Genomic DNA, 14153 nt, shown 5'->3' with positions numbered 1-14153 from the left:
CGGCACGCAGCAAAGCAAGCTAGGCGGCGCGCAGCGCGCGGCGCATGGCGCCGATCGGGTCGGCGTACAGCCCGCCGAGGGACACCACGCCCGCCCCGGCTTCCTGCACGCGGTTGCCGAACGTCGTCACCCGGATATCCCGGACACCGAGGACGGTGCGCTCGGCGAAAGCCTGCTCTACCAGCGGCAGGCCCTCGGGATACTCGGAGAACGCCTGACCGCCCACGACCAGGTCATCGGGGTTGAGCAGGTCGCGCAGCAGCGCCACCGCGCCACCGAGCACGCGGGCTCGCTCGGCCAGCAGCTCGACGGCCGCGGCATTGCCGGACCGCGCGGCACGCAGCACCGCGGCAATGGTCGACGACGGCCCATCCGCCGGCACGATCCGCTGCTTACGGGCGGCGGCCAGCACGGCCTCGTCGCTGACGGTGGTCTCGAGCCGACCGGTACCGCCGAGCAATTCAGACTGCGCCGGCAATCCCGAGATGGTGCCCGGGCCACTGGCCGGCGAGTGCACCTTGCCGCCGATCGACAGGGCGTAGCCGACCGTCTCGCGGGCGTAAACATAAAGGCTGGTCGTCGATGCCGACGCGGCCTCGGCGCCTACTACGGCGCGGCGCGCGCCCAGCAGCAGTTCCGCGCCGGCCATCGCGTCGACGTGCGACGCCAACGACACCGGCAGCCCCAGCGTCTGCGCCAGCACCGGCCCGACGGGCGCGTCCACCCAGCCCAGGCGCGGGTGGTCGACGTGACCGGTGGCGCTGTCCACCACACCACCGGCGGCGACGCCGACCCACAGCGGGCGGCGCCGGTGCCAGCGGCTCAGGTAGCGCTGTGCGCTGCCGGCCAGCGCGGCCAGCGCGGCATTCTGGTCACCGCGCGGCGTGGGCGTCTCCACCACGTCGAGGGTGCGGCCGAACAGGTCGGTGGCCACGATCGCGGTGGTGCGGGCGCCGACGTGCAGGCCGAGGGTCAGGAACGGCTCGTGGTTCACCTCGACGGGAATGCGCGGACGGCCGATGGCGCCGGCCACGGCCAGGTCGGCCCGCTCCCGCAGCATTCCGGCGTCCAGCAGAGCCGTGACCTGCCGGTTCACCGTGGCGATGCTCAGGCCGGTGGCCTGCGCGATCACGTCCCGGGCGATAGGGCCGCGCAGGCGGGCGGCGCTGAAGACCGAGCCGGCGGCGGCGTCGGCGACCCGCAACGACGGCGCGACGATATGGTGCCGGGCAAGAAGGGTGCGCTTGGCGTGGGCATTGGAGTGAACAGCGGCACGGCCGCCAGAACGAGCGGCGACGGTGGAAATGGAAACAGACATTCGGGCGTCCTAGGGAAGAAGTCGGGCTTGTGGTGGGTCCTGAGGCCACACCTGCCGACAGCTAGGACGAAGAGATCCGTGTCGTGAGTCAGGCGCAGCGCGAAGCGCGACAACAACAACACGAACGCCGCACAGCGACGCCGGATGCCTGACTGATGATCACGAGAGGAACTTAGCACGCATATCGCTGCGTACAACGATCGCGATAACGAGTGCGGCCAGTGACTAAGGTCGGTGACATGTCAGCAGATGAACGCCGCACCCGTGTCGCGGTGGTGACCGGAGCCAGCTCCGGAATCGGCGCCGCTACCGCGAAAACCCTTGCTGCTCTTGGCTTTCACGTCGTCTGCGCGGCTCGTCGTGCCGATCGGATCACCGCGCTCGCGGCCGAGATCGGCGGCAGCGCCGCTGTGACTGACGTCACCGACCAGGCATCGGTGGACGCTCTTGCGGCCCAGGTCAACGATCTTGGACCGGTGCACATCCTGGTGAACAACGCCGGCGGCGCCAAAGGCCTGGCCCCGGTCGCCGAGGCCAACCTCGAGCACTGGGACTGGATGTGGCAGACCAACGTGATGGGCACCCTCCGGGTCACTCGCGCGCTGCTGCCCGCGCTGATCGCGTCCGGCGACGGGCTGGTCGTCACCGTCACGTCCATCGCGGCGCTCGAGACCTACGACAACGGCGCCGGATACATCGCGGCCAAGCACGGCCAGGGCGCGCTGCACCGCACCCTGCGTGGCGAATTGCTGGGAAAGCCGGTGCGGCTCACCGAGATTGCGCCGGGCGCCGTCGAGACCGAGTTCTCGCTGGTGCGGTTCGACGGTGACGAGGCGCGCGCCGATGCCGTCTACGAGGGCATCACGCCACTGGTCGCCGAGGACGTCGCCGAGGTGATCGGTTTCGTCGCGTCCCGGCCGCCGCACGTCGACCTGGACCAGATCGTCATGCGGCCGCGCGACCAGGCGCCCTACAGCCGGTTCAACCGGCAGCCGAAGTAGTCGTCGCGGCCGACGACGTTGTCGTGGTCGGCGTCGTCGATGACGTGGTGGTCGTCGTGGTCGACGTGGTGGTCGTCGTCGACGAGGTGGCCGGCCCCTGCGGCGGCGGTGTCGTCGTGGTGGTCGGCGTACCCGAGTACGTCGGCGCATCGGTCGGGGTGGCCGGCGCGCTCTGCGGAATGGACGTCTCCGGCGGCGCGGCGTTCGCCGGCGGCAAGGCCGACATCGACACCCAGGTGGCCCAGTCGACCGCCCAGTCCCAGATGTCGCCGTCGGCGTAGGACAGCTGGATCGACGTGCCGGTCACCTCGACCGGGTCTCCGTACATGGCGGTCTGGAAGTACTGCTCGGCGTTGTCGGTCGACAGGTTGATACAGCCGTTGGTCACGTTGGTGTTGCCCTGCGCCCCCGAACTGGCCGGGTTGGCGTGGATGAACTCACCGTTGTTCGAGATGCGCACCGCCCAGCGCTCGTGGACGTGGTCATACCCGGCGGCCGGGTTGGACATCCAGAAGTCCGCGTACTTCTCGCTGACCACGTGGACGCCGCTGCGCGTGATATTGCGTGGCTTGTCGGCCTCGCCGTAACTGCATGGGAAGTCGAACAGCACACCGCTGTCGGTGATCACCTGGATGCGGTGGCTGGTGGCGTCGGCCTTGACCACCTGACGGCGACCGATCGAGATGTCCAGCGTGCTGTCCTGCGCGCCGTAGGCGCCGTCGCCGAACGGCGCACCGTACAACTTGGCCGCGACGTGCACTTTGGTCCCCGCGGGGTAGTACTCGCGGGGGCGCCAGTGCATGCGCGACCCCTCACGCTCGTCGGGCAGCCAGGCCCAACTGCCCTCGACCGGAGGCTCGGTGGTGACCTTGACGTTGCGCTCGACCGCGGCCTTGTCGCTGATCGGCGCGTCGAACTGCAGGATGATCGGCGCTGCCACCCCGACGGTCTGCCCGTCAGCGAGCTGGAACTGCCCGTTGACCTGCTTGGTGGGGTTCACTGTGGTGAACGTCGCGGACACCGGCACGGCCTTGCCGTCGCGGCCGACGGCGGAACCGGTGAACGTGTACGTCGCGCCGAAGCCCAGGGGCTCGGCGGTGTTGAACGACGTGCGGTCCTTGTTGAACACCGCGGCGACGACCTTGCCGTCGGCGTTGGTGAGCTTCAGCTTCTGGAACCAGCCGTCGGTCACGTCCACACCGATGCTGCTGGTCGGCACGACGTCGGTGGCGCCGTTGGCGGGCCGGTAGGTGATGACGGGCGCCGCAGTCTCCTTGGCGGGGCCAGAAGACGATGAAGTGCCTGATTTGTCAGAGCATGCGGCAAGCACGCCGGAAGTGCCGACGGCAATCGCGGTCAGCATCTGTCGCCGGTTCACACTCACAGGCTTGAATTTACCTACAGCGAACAGCCGACTAAGCACGGTTCCGGTGTGAGATCTATCCCGAAAGCGGCCTTGACGCCGTCCCGAACCGTCCTGGCCAGCGCTAATACGTCCGCACTGCCAGCAAAGCCACGGTTCGTCAGGGCCAGCGAGTGCTTGGTGGAAAGCCGCGCCGCAGCGCCGTCGCCCGGGTAGCCCTTGCCGAAACCGGCCTGTTCCACCAGCCAGCCGGCCGCCAGCTTGACCCCGTTCGGCGCCGGGTAGTTGGGCACCGGCCCGGCTGCGCTGTCTCTGATGCGCTCGAAGACGTCCTGCGGCACCACCGGGTTGGTGAAGAACGAACCGGCGCTCCACGTGTCGTGGTCGGCCGCGTCGGACACCATGCCCTTGCCGCGCCGCAACGCCAGCACCGCCTCGCGAACCGCGAGCGCGTCGACGCGCGTGCCCGCCTCGGCACCGAGCCGGGTAGCGAGTTCGCCGTACCGCAGCGGCGCACTGAGACCGTCGGGGTCGAGCGTGAACTCCACCTCCAGCACGACGGCCTGGTCGGAGTTCTTCAGCACGCTGTGCCGGTAGCCGAAGTCCAGGGCTTCGGGGCCGACCCAGCTGTCCTGGCCGGTCACGCGGTCGAAGAGTCGGACGCGGCTGATGGTGTCGGCCACCTCGGCCCCGTAGGCGCCGACGTTCTGCACCGGTGTCGCCCCGGCCGAGCCGGGAATCCCGGACAGACACTCGAGACCGCCGAGCCCATGGGCCAGCGAGGCCACGACCACGTCGTCCCACAGCGCGCCGGCCTCGGCGCGCACCACATTGCCCTCGACGGTGATCTCGGTGTTCGCCAGCAGCACCACGGTCAAATCGACCAGGTCATCGGCGATCAGCACATTCGAACCACCGGCCAGCACCAGCAGCGGACCCGGGTGATCCCGCAGCGCGCTCAGCGCCCCGACCACCTTGGCAGTGGTATCGCAGGTGATCAGACGGGCTGCCACCGGTCCCACGCGAAACGAGGTCAGGGGTGCCAACGGCACGTCATAGTCGACCGCCGCGCCCCCGATATCCGAACTGACCACGGCCGCTAACGGTAGCGTGGCCGAGTATGGCCCGCTCTTTCGACATGGTTGCCGAATACCTCGGCACCGTGGCGCAGGTGCACAGCGCTTTCTGCAGCAAGGACTACTGGCTGGACCGGCTGGCCGAGGCGAGTGCCGACGAGTCCACCCTCGACTCCTTCGCTGACGACGGCCGCGGCGGAACCAACGTCACCACCACCCAGACCGTGCGTGCCGCCGGCTTGCCCGCCGTCGTCACCCAGTTCCACCTCGGTGACCTCAGCCTCGTGAGGGAAGAGCATTGGGGCCCGCTGACCGACGGACGTGCGGTCGGAACGGTCCGCAGCCGGGTCCCCGGCGCGCCGGCCACCATCACGGGCACCGGTGTCCTGACTCCAACCAACAGCGGTGCGCGACTCGACTTCTCGGCTCTCGTCGAGGTGCGCATCCCGCTGATCGGCGGCAAGCTCGAGGAGATGCTGGGCCAGCAACTCAGATATCTGATCGAGCTCGAGCAGAAATTCACCACCGCCTGGATCGCCGCCCGCTGGTGAACCGCCCATAAACTCGGGCCATGAATTCGCCCGTCGGCCAGCCACGGGGCACACTTGTCGGCCAGCCGACGCGCGGCACCACGGGATACAACCGCCTGCGCCGCAGCGACCGCTGGCTGGTGCACTCGCCGCGGGTCCGGGCCGTGCTGCGCACCGCGGCCGAGCCCTTGGTCGTCGACCTCGGTTACGGCGCGCTACCGGTGACCACCGTGGAACTGGCCTCGCGGCTGCGTACGGTCCGGGCCGATGTTCGGGTGGTCGGCTTGGAGATTCACCCGGAGCGGGTGCGGCTGGCCCGTGAATTGGCCGGCGACATCGTCGAATTCGGCCTCGGCGGCTTCGAATTGGCCGGGCACACACCGGTTTTGGTCCGCGCGTTCAACGTGCTGCGGCAGTACGACGTCGCCGATGTGCCCGCCGCCTGGGCGGAGATGACGGGGCGGCTGGCACCGGGTGGGCTGCTGGTCGACGGCACGTGCGACGAGTTGGGGCGACGCTGCTGCTGGGTGCTGCTCGATGCCGACGGACCCGTGAGCCTGACCTTGTCGTGCGACCCGTTCGCGATCGAACGCCCGTCCGACCTGGCGGAGAGACTGCCGAAAGTGCTTATCCACCACAATGTTCCGGGCCAGCCGATCCACCGACTGCTGCAGGCCGCGGACCGCGCCTGGGCCACGACGGCCGGGCACGGGGTGTTCGGGCCGCGCGTCCGGTGGCGCGCGATGCTCGACCTTCTGGTCGATGAGGGTTATCCGCTGGAGCCCCCGCGGCGCCGTTTGCGCGACGGCGTGCTGACCGTGCCGTGGGCTGCCGTGGCGCCCAGCGCATAGGGTTCGCGTATGCCGTCGGTGCGCGTGGACAAGAACGACCCACCCCGCAGCCGACTGCGCTCGCCCGTCGTTCTGGCATCGGCCGCGGCGCTGATCGTCGTCGCCCTGATCGTCGCGGCCGTCATGAGCAAGCCCCGGCCCGCCCAGGCACCGACCGAACACCCACCGACGTCATCCGTCGCCGCGGCAGCCGAGCCACCCGCCTGTCAGAGACTCGACGCCACGGTGAACGCACTCACGCCACGCCAGAAGCTGGCGCAGCTGTTGATGGTCGGGGTCAAGAACCTGGCCGACGCGCAGGCGGTGGTCCGGGAGCACGAGGTCGGCGGCATCTTCATCACCAGCTGGACCGACTATTCGATGCTCGGCGCTCCCCTGGCTGCCCTGGCCCAGGAGCCGCGGCCGCTGCCGCTGGCGGTCAGTGTCGACGAGGAAGGTGGCCGCGTGCAGCGGCTGAAAGGCCTCATCGGCAGCCAGCCGTCACCCCGCGAGCTCGTCGCCGCCGGCAAGACCCCGGAACAGGTCCGGGACATCGCCAGGCAACGCGGCCTGGCGATGAGAGAACTCGGCATCACCATCGACTTCGCGCCCGTCGTCGACATCACCGATGCGGCCGACGGCACCGTGATCGGGGACCGGTCCTGGGGCAATACCGCCGAAGCCGTCACCGCCTACGCCGGGGCGTACGCCGACGGCCTGCGCGACGCCGGACTCCTGCCGGTACTCAAACATTTCCCCGGCCACGGCCATGCTTCCGGCGACTCACACAAAGGTGGCGTCGTCACTCCGCCCCTGGCACAGCTGGAAACGCTGGACCTGGTCCCCTACCAGTCCTTGACCACCAGCACGCCCGTCGCCGTGATGGTCGGCCACATGCAGGTGCCCGGCCTCACCGGGACCGACCCGGCCAGCTTGTCCAAGGCCGCCTATGACCTGCTGCGGGGTGGCAGATATGGCGGACAGCCCTACCCGTCTTTCAATGGCGCTGCCTTCACCGACGACCTGTCCAGCATGGGTGCCATCACACAGCGCTACAGCGTGCCGGAGGCGGTGCTCAAGGCCCTGCAGGCAGGTGCCGACACCGCGCTGTGGATCACGACCAAGGAAGTTCCGGACGTCCTCGACCGCCTGCAGCAGGCCGTCGACGCCCACGAACTGTCCCCAGAGCGCGTCGACGACGCGGTGCGCCACATGGCGATGACGAAGAATCCCGTCCTGGCCTGCCCCGCCTGAGCCGGCTGCCGTCACTACGCTGGCCGCATGCGAATCGCACTGGCCCAGATCGCCGCGGGAACCGATCCCGAGGCCAACCTGGAAGTGGTCGCCGACCACACGGCACGGGCCGCCGAAGCCGGCGCTGACCTGGTGTTGTTCCCCGAGGCGACGATGTGCCGGTTCGGGGTGCCACTGGCGCCCGTGGCCCAACCGCTGGACGGCCCGTGGGCGAACGCGGTGCGGGACATCGCCGCACGTTCGGGTGTCACCGTGGTGGCGGGGATGTTCTGTCCGGCCGAGGACGGCACAGACGGCCGGGTCACCAACACCCTGATCGCGGCCGGCCCGGACCTTGACGCGCATTACCACAAGATCCACCTGTACGACGCCTTCGGATTCGTCGAATCACACACTGTCGCAAGGGGTTTCGAGCCCGTCGTAATCGACGTCCCGACCGCCGACGGCGCCGTTTCGGTCGGCGTCACGACGTGTTACGACATCCGCTTCCCGGAGCTGCACCTGGAGCTCGCCGAACGCGGCGCCAAGCTACTGACCGTTCACGCGTCGTGGGGGTCGGGCCCAGGAAAGCTCGAGCAGTGGACGCTGCTGGCCCGGGCCCGTGCGCTCGACACCAACTGCGTCGTCGCCGCCGTCGATCAGGCCTACCCCGGTGACGAGGTCGCCAAGAAGGGGCCGACGGGCAGCGGCGGCAGCCTGGTGGCCTCCCCCACAGGTGAGATCGTGGCGCAGGCCGGCCTCGACCCGGAACTGCTGGTCACCGACGTCGACCTGGCCGCAGTCGAGCAAGCCCGTGAGACCATCGCCGTGCTGCGCAACCGCACCACCATTGCGCGTAAGGCACAATCGCAAGGGTGACTGACCCCTGGGCCCGCCCTGCCAATGAGGACGCTGCACCATCCGCCGAGCCCGCGCCGGAGGCGACCCAAGTCCCCGCGGCTCCGGGTGCCCAGCCCACCGAGGTGCTGACGGCCGCCGAACAACCGGCACCGGCGGCGGCCGATGTGCCGCCCGCCTACGGCGCTGACGTTCCCGCCCCGCCGGCCTACGACGCCGGTGGCGTACCGCCGACGTCGTACCCGGCTCCCCAGCAGGTGCCCGCCACCGACCCGCCGAAGAAGCGCCGCAGTGTCATGGAGCTGCTGCGCGACCCGATGTCGCTGATCCTGATCATCGTCATCGCGCTCGCGCTGTCGGCGGCCGGCGTCGTCGGCGGCGAGTTCTACGCCCGCAGCCGCGGCAACAGCGTCGTGTCCCAGGCTGTCCAGTGCGTCGTCCAGGACAAGGTGGACGTCGCCTTCGGGCCCACGCCGTTCCTGTGGCAGGTCGCCAACAGCAACTACGACAAGATCACGGTGACCACCGCGGGCAACCAGGTGCGCTTCGCCAAGGGTATGAAGGCCCAGATCACGATCAGCGACGTCAAACTCGCGAAGACCGACAAGTCGGCCGGCACCATCGGGGCGCTCGACGCGACCGTCACCTGGTCGACCGACGGCATCAAGCAGACCATCGCCGACACCGTCCCTGTGCTGGGTGGCCTGGTCTCGGACGTCACCACCGACCCGTCGTCGGGCACCATCGTGCTGGATGCGCCCATGACCCAGATCGTGGCCAAGCCGACGATCTCCGACGGCGACCTGACTCTTCAGGTGGAGCAGCTGACCGGGCTCGGCTTCCTGCTGCCGCGCGAATCGATCCAGCCCGCGCTCAACATGTTCGCCTCGCAGCTGACCAAGGACTACCCGATGGGCATCCACCCGGACAGCCTGCAGGTCACCGGCACCGGCGTGACCGCGAAGTTCTCGACCAAGAACGCGACCATTCCGCTGGCCAACCAGAACTCCTGCTTCTCCGGGCTCTGATCCCTAGCCCAGCCCGTCGAGGACGGCGCGGGTACCAGACAGGCCGAGCCGGGTGGCACCCGCGTCGAGCAGGGCCACGGCGTTCGCGGCCTCACGAATACCGCCGCTGGCTTTGACGCCGAGGCCGGGGACGGTCTGCGCCATGATCTCCACGGCCTGCACAGACGCGCCGCCGGCTGGGTGGAATCCAGTGGAGGTCTTCACGAAATCGGCGCCGGCGTCGGCGGCCGCGCGGCAGACGTCTGCCAGCGTCGGTGCGCCGGCCATGTTCAGCAGCGCCGCGGACTCGACGATCACCTTCAGCACCGCTGTCGGGGCGGCCCCACGGACCGCGGTGATGTCGGCGAACACGGCAGAAATATCACCTGCGATGGCGGCACCGACGTCGATCACCATGTCGATCTCGTCGGCACCGCGCCGGCCGTCGCCCCCGACGATCGACAGCGCCGCCTCGCGGGCCTTGATCTGCGAATCGTGCTTGCCCGACGGGAATCCCACGACGGTGGCGACCTTGATGCGTTCGGGCACCTCGACCGCGGCCAGCATCGACGGCGACACGCAGACCGCGCAGACCCCCAGATCGGCGGCCTCCCAGCACAGGCTCGCGACGTCCGCGGCGGTCGCCTCGGGTTTGAGCAGGGTGTGGTCGACCAGTGCGGCCACCTGCTCGCGGTTCCAACTCATCAGAACGGCTCCTCTGTGCCACCGGGATTGCAACGCGCTTTCAACATCTGGTTGTCATCGACCACCGGGCGCCACGGCTCCAGATTCCAGCTGGTCTTGCCCGGCGCGGCGGCTTCGGCGAAATACCAGTGGCACATGAACTGGGCCCGCATCCCGGGGGTGCCGGCGTCCGGCGCCAGGTTCAGGACCTCGGACCAGGCCTCGTCTCCCGGCTGCGTGGCGCCCAGGCCGGACGCGCGCCGGCCGGCCACGGTCGGGTAGACCCGAAGGCTCGATACGCCGTCCCACTGCGTCCAGCGGGTGTGGTCGACGTAGGGCGGCGGCGGAACAGGTTGTGGAGTGGGATCAAGAGGGTCGGCCAGAACCGGGGGCGCCAGCACCACCGCGGCGGCAACCAGGACCCCGCTCAGGATCGAGCGCACCGATTACCGGGATTTCCCTTGGACCTCAAGGAGTTTGGGCTTCACGTCGACCAGGTACACACCGGTGGCGCAGGCCGCGATGGCCGCACCCACCGGCGGCCCGATGATCCAGCCCAGGACCGCACCGCCGCCCAGGATCGCCAGCCAAACCGGCTTGGTCAGCTTGTCGACCGCGGTGTAGGCGTCCGGCCGCTGTATGGCGGCGTGCACGAACGCATACACGGTCGTGGCGAGCACCGCGATCTGCAACGCGAAAAGGACGTAACCCACCAGGCTTCCGAGGTACACGCCCTCAGCCTATGTGGGTTACGTCCCTGACGTCTAACGCTCCCGTCGCTGCGCTCGCCGCGGGAAACTCTCCCGCCGCTTCGCTCGTCCCGGGAAACCTGATTACTTCTGGGTGACCTTCTTGGCCGGAGCGGCCTTCTTGGCCGGAGCCTTGGCAGCGGCCTTGGCCGGGGCGGCCTTGGTCGCAGCAGCCTTGGCCGGGGCGGCCTTCTTGGCGGCCGTCTTGGCCGGCGCAGCCTTCTTGGCAGCCTTGGCCGGGGCCTCTTCCTTCTCGGGCAGCTCGACGCCGACCAGCTTGGCGGCACGCTCACCGACGGCGCGGGTCTGGCTCGCCACGTTGCCCAGGGCGTCCTGGGTCAGCTCGGTGACCTGCTCGGTGTAGTTCTCGACACGGCCACGGACGTCCTCGACGCGCTCGCGAACGGTCTCGATCGACGACTGGGCGCGCAGGCGCTCCAGGGCGGCCTCGCCGCGCTCGACCAGCTTGTTGTAGGTGTTCTGAGCGTTCTCGGCGTAGGTCTCGGCGGCCTTGCGCAGCTCTTCGGTGCTGAACTTCTCGCGCAGCTCATCAACCTGGCCCGGCAGCTCTTCCTGCAGCTTGGTCAGGCGGGCACGGCCCTCTTCGACGCGGGCGTTGGCATCGGTGCGGGCCTCTTCGGCACGCTCACGCAGGCTCGCGACGATCTCGTTGACAGTAGCCAGGGCCAGGTCCGCGGCGCCGACGGCGGCGAACAGGGGGGCCTTCAGGTCTTCGATGGTGGGCTGGCTGGTCTCTTTGTTCTCTGCCATGGTCTTTGTTTCCTTTCTCGGGTACTGCGTTGGTCAGTTCGCTACTTGGTGAGTGTCAGTCGTCGTTGTCTGCTCCTCACTCGCGGCTTCCAATTCAGGCTGATCAGGAAGCGGTTTGGTTTCGGCATCGTTCTGCTGCCGAAATGACGTGTAGATATCGAGCAGCACCTGCTTCTGCCGCTCGGTGATCGAGAGGTCCGCGATGATGGCGTCCCGCACCTCGCCGGCGGCGCTGGGCTCCAGAATTCCGGCCCGGACGTAGAGCACCTCGGCCGAAACCCTGAGCGCCTTGGCGATCTGGTTCAGCACATCGGCCGACGGCTTGCGCAGGCCGCGCTCGATCTGGCTCAGGTAGGGGTTGCTGACGCCCGCCTTCTCGGCGAGTTGGCGGACCGAGACCTGCGCAGCCTCTCGCTGGGCGCGGATGAAACTGCCGATGTCCTGAGCTGCATTCGACACGACGGCGGCGATATCTGCATCCTGCGCCATGTCGTGCCCCTGTCTTCGTCGACCGCATTTGGTTGGCGGTCCGTACCAAAACAACGGTACGAGGGGGTGCTAACTATTGCAAGCGCCAGCTAGCAGGTCAGACGAACAGCTCGGCGACGGAGTAGATGACCAACCCGGCCAGCGATCCAACAACCGTACCGTTGATCCGGATGAACTGCAGGTCACGACCGACATGGAGTTCGATTCGCCGGCTCGCCTCGTCGGCGTCCCAGCGCTCGATGGTTTCCGTGATGATCGCTGTGATCTCCGTCCCATATTGCGCAACAAGGTGTTTTGCACCTCTGACGAGCCAGTTGTCGACCTTGTCCCGAAGGTCGGCGTCGTCGCGCAGGGACTCGCCGATCCGCACCACCGAATCTGCGATCCGGGTGCGCAAAACCGACGATGGATCGTCCACCGACTCGAGGATGATCCGCTTGGCGGTGCTCCACGCCGTCTCCGCCGCGCGAGCGACCTCGTCGCGCGCCATGATCTGTTCCTTGATCCGTTCCGCGCGCGCGATGGTGCCTTCGTCGTTCTGCAGATCGTCGGCGAAGTCGAACAGGAACTTCGTGGCCGACATGCGCAACTCGTGCTCGGGGTTACGCCGCACCTTGTCGGTGAAGTCCATCAACTCCCGGTGGATTCGGTCGCCCACGAGGTGGTCGACCCAGCGCGGCGACCATGTCGGCGAATCCCGCTCGATGACACGCTCGATGGTCTCGCCCGCGTTGAGCGACCACTGGAACGCGCGGTCCGCCAGCAGCTGCAGCAGCGCCTCCTGTCGCCGCTCGGCCAGCATGCTCTCCAACACCCGACCGATCGGCGGACCCCACTGCGGTTCGGCGATCCGCTTGACGATCATCCGGTCCAGCACGTGCTGCACGTCCTCGTCGCGCAGCAGCTCCACCAGCACCCGCAACACCGTCGACGCCTCCGCCGCCACCCGAGCCGCATGCACCGGCTCCGAGAGCCACTTGCCCAACCGGCTGCCCACCTGCGCGTCGCGCAGCTTGGTCTCGACAACGTCCGGCGACATGAAGTTCTCGCGCACGAAGGTGCCGAGGCCTTCACCCAGCTGGTCCTTCTTGCGCGGGATGATCGCGGTATGCGGGATGGGGATGCCCAGCGGATGGCGGAACAACGCCGTCACGGCGAACCAGTCGGCCAGGGCGCCGACCATGCCGGCCTCGGCAGCGGCCCGCACGTAGCCCACCCACGGGCCGGTCCAGCTGTACGCGCCACCACGGGCTTGCAGCCACGTACACACCGCAAACAGCACCGTGGCACCGAGCAGGAAGCTCAGGGCGACCGCTTTCATCCGGCGCAGGTTGCGCCGCCGCTCTTCGTCAGCCGTCCGGTCGGCGCCGGCAAACGACTCCGCGAGACTGACGTGCGGTTCGAGGGGTGCCTCGTGCCTCGGATGAGGTCCAGGTCCCGGACTGGGTCGGTGTGCCACGGTTCCATCATCCTGTATGCGCGCAATGGTTGCCCCGTATTATTAAGCGGACCTAGCGGAATGGACGTACTGCGACCGTGGCACAGCACAACGCACCTTCGTCGGCAAAAGCCGACGGGCGTAAACGACGCTGGCACCAACATAGGGTCGATCGCCGCAACGAGCTGGTCGACGGCACACTCGAAGCCGTCCGACGTCGCGGCAGCAACGTCAGCATGGATGAGATCGCGGCCGAGATCGGCGTGTCGAAGACCGTGCTGTACCGCTACTTCGTCGACAAGAACGACCTGACGACCGCGGTGATGATGCGCTTCGCGCAAACCACGCTGATCCCCAACATGGCGTCCGCGCTGTCGTCGAACCTCGACGGCTTCGAACTCACCCGCGAGATCATCCGGGTATACGTCGACACCGTCGCCGCGGAGCCCGAGATTTATCCGTTCGTCTTCGCCAACAGCTCGGCGAGCAAGAGCAAGGCCATCGCCGACTCGGAGCAGATCATCGCGCGGATGCTCGCGGTCGTCCTGCGCCGCCGGATGGCGCATGCCGGCATGGACACCCGCGGCGTCGACGCGTTTGCGTTCCACACCGTCGGCGGCGTGCAACTGGCCACCCACTCCTGGATGTCGAATCGCCGGATAACCGCGCAGGAGCTCATCGACTACCTGACCATGTTGTCCTGGAGTGCACTGCGCGGCATCGTCGAAGTGGGCGGGTCACTGGCGGAGTTCAACTCGCAGTCACATCCGTCCCCGACCATCCCGGCACATCTGATTCACTGATCG

The 14153-nt window shown here is 68.4% G+C and carries 15 protein-coding genes and 1 pseudogene; 7 read left to right on the top strand and 9 right to left on the bottom strand.

What is annotated here, in order from left to right; translation table 11 throughout:
• Positions 1-19: 19 nt before the first annotated feature.
• Positions 20-1318 (bottom strand): ROK family transcriptional regulator, encoded by a 1299-nt coding sequence (locus AC3WTE_RS15735; RefSeq protein ID WP_492438868.1) that lies wholly within the window; start codon positions 1316-1318, stop codon positions 20-22.
• Positions 1319-1557: 239 nt separating this feature from the next.
• On the opposite strand from AC3WTE_RS15735, the gene AC3WTE_RS15730 reads away from it, so the two are divergent.
• On the top strand, positions 1558-2319 hold the full coding sequence (locus AC3WTE_RS15730) for an SDR family oxidoreductase (RefSeq protein WP_492438866.1): 762 nt from the start codon (positions 1558-1560) through the stop codon (positions 2317-2319).
• 85 nt (positions 2320-2404) lie between these two features.
• Here the strand turns inward: AC3WTE_RS15730 and AC3WTE_RS15725 are convergent.
• Positions 2405-3682: pseudogene (locus tag AC3WTE_RS15725) on the bottom strand (L,D-transpeptidase); the annotation flags it as partial.
• A gap of 35 nt (positions 3683-3717) precedes the next feature.
• Positions 3718-4776 carry a UDP-N-acetylmuramate dehydrogenase gene (locus AC3WTE_RS15720; RefSeq protein WP_492438864.1) on the bottom strand — a complete coding sequence of 353 codons (1059 nt, stop codon included), beginning with the start codon at positions 4774-4776 and terminating at the stop codon, positions 3718-3720.
• A 26-nt stretch (positions 4777-4802) separates the two neighbouring features.
• Between AC3WTE_RS15720 and AC3WTE_RS15715 the strand changes: the two genes are divergently transcribed.
• From AC3WTE_RS15715 to AC3WTE_RS15695, 5 genes are all read left to right on the top strand, one after another.
• Entirely contained in the window at positions 4803-5309 is a 507-nt protein-coding gene (locus AC3WTE_RS15715; protein WP_492438862.1) for a DUF2505 domain-containing protein, read from the top strand.
• A gap of 20 nt (positions 5310-5329) precedes the next feature.
• Positions 5330-6139, top strand: a complete 810-nt coding sequence (locus tag AC3WTE_RS15710; RefSeq protein WP_492438860.1) for a class I SAM-dependent methyltransferase — start codon at positions 5330-5332, stop codon at positions 6137-6139.
• Between the two features lie 123 nt (positions 6140-6262).
• Entirely contained in the window at positions 6263-7372 is a 1110-nt protein-coding gene (locus AC3WTE_RS15705) for a glycoside hydrolase family 3 N-terminal domain-containing protein (protein ID WP_492439192.1), read from the top strand.
• Positions 7373-7399: 27 nt separating this feature from the next.
• Entirely contained in the window at positions 7400-8230 is an 831-nt protein-coding gene (locus AC3WTE_RS15700; protein ID WP_492438858.1) for a carbon-nitrogen hydrolase family protein, read from the top strand.
• Entirely contained in the window at positions 8227-9237 is a 1011-nt protein-coding gene (locus AC3WTE_RS15695; RefSeq protein ID WP_492438856.1) for an LmeA family phospholipid-binding protein, read from the top strand. Before AC3WTE_RS15700 ends, AC3WTE_RS15695 begins: the two co-directional genes overlap by 4 nt.
• Positions 9238-9240: 3 nt before the next feature.
• Here AC3WTE_RS15695 and deoC read toward each other — a convergent pair whose 3' ends face one another.
• The 6 genes from deoC to AC3WTE_RS15665 all read right to left on the bottom strand — a co-directional run bounded on the left by deoC (position 9241) and on the right by AC3WTE_RS15665 (position 13368).
• Complete coding sequence (gene deoC, locus AC3WTE_RS15690; RefSeq protein WP_492438855.1) at positions 9241-9921, bottom strand: deoxyribose-phosphate aldolase; 681 nt, start codon at positions 9919-9921, stop codon at positions 9241-9243.
• Positions 9921-10343, bottom strand: coding sequence for a DUF2599 domain-containing protein (locus AC3WTE_RS15685; protein WP_492438853.1), 423 nt, complete (start codon positions 10341-10343; stop codon positions 9921-9923). The genes deoC and AC3WTE_RS15685 overlap by 1 nt, the downstream gene beginning before the upstream one ends.
• A gap of 3 nt (positions 10344-10346) precedes the next feature.
• A complete protein-coding gene (locus AC3WTE_RS15680; protein ID WP_492438851.1) occupies positions 10347-10631 on the bottom strand; it encodes a DUF2516 family protein in 285 nt (94 codons plus the stop codon).
• A gap of 102 nt (positions 10632-10733) precedes the next feature.
• Positions 10734-11420, bottom strand: a complete 687-nt coding sequence (locus AC3WTE_RS15675) for a heparin-binding hemagglutinin (protein WP_459366857.1) — start codon at positions 11418-11420, stop codon at positions 10734-10736.
• 33 nt (positions 11421-11453) lie between these two features.
• Positions 11454-11909 carry a helix-turn-helix domain-containing protein gene (locus AC3WTE_RS15670; RefSeq protein WP_492438849.1) on the bottom strand — a complete coding sequence of 152 codons (456 nt, stop codon included), beginning with the start codon at positions 11907-11909 and terminating at the stop codon, positions 11454-11456.
• 97 nt (positions 11910-12006) lie between these two features.
• Positions 12007-13368, bottom strand: coding sequence for a DUF445 domain-containing protein (locus AC3WTE_RS15665; protein ID WP_492438847.1), 1362 nt, complete (start codon positions 13366-13368; stop codon positions 12007-12009).
• A 77-nt stretch (positions 13369-13445) separates the two neighbouring features.
• Here AC3WTE_RS15665 and AC3WTE_RS15660 point away from each other — a divergent pair, with 77 nt between their 5' ends.
• On the top strand, positions 13446-14150 hold the full coding sequence (locus tag AC3WTE_RS15660) for a TetR/AcrR family transcriptional regulator (protein WP_492438845.1): 705 nt from the start codon (positions 13446-13448) through the stop codon (positions 14148-14150).
• Positions 14151-14153: the final 3 nt, after the last annotated feature.

The organism is Mycobacterium sp. FW102-FHT13B02 (genome assembly GCF_058790275.1).
The sequence above is the reverse complement of the archived record's forward strand: the minus strand, read 5'-3'. Positions and strand labels throughout refer to the sequence as shown.

Coding starts and splice junctions, on each gene's coding strand:
- AC3WTE_RS15735 (WP_492438868.1), bottom strand. CDS start 1,318: ATGTCTGTTTCCATTTCCACCGTCGCCGCTCGTTCTGGCGGCCGTGCC.
- AC3WTE_RS15730 (WP_492438866.1), top strand. CDS start 1,558: ATGTCAGCAGATGAACGCCGCACCCGTGTCGCGGTGGTGACCGGAGCC.
- AC3WTE_RS15715 (WP_492438862.1), top strand. CDS start 4,803: ATGGCCCGCTCTTTCGACATGGTTGCCGAATACCTCGGCACCGTGGCG.
- AC3WTE_RS15710 (WP_492438860.1), top strand. CDS start 5,330: ATGAATTCGCCCGTCGGCCAGCCACGGGGCACACTTGTCGGCCAGCCG.
- AC3WTE_RS15705 (WP_492439192.1), top strand. CDS start 6,263: ATGAGCAAGCCCCGGCCCGCCCAGGCACCGACCGAACACCCACCGACG.
- AC3WTE_RS15700 (WP_492438858.1), top strand. CDS start 7,400: ATGCGAATCGCACTGGCCCAGATCGCCGCGGGAACCGATCCCGAGGCC.
- deoC (WP_492438855.1), bottom strand. CDS start 9,921: ATGAGTTGGAACCGCGAGCAGGTGGCCGCACTGGTCGACCACACCCTG.
- AC3WTE_RS15675 (WP_459366857.1), bottom strand. CDS start 11,420: ATGGCAGAGAACAAAGAGACCAGCCAGCCCACCATCGAAGACCTGAAG.
- AC3WTE_RS15670 (WP_492438849.1), bottom strand. CDS start 11,909: ATGGCGCAGGATGCAGATATCGCCGCCGTCGTGTCGAATGCAGCTCAG.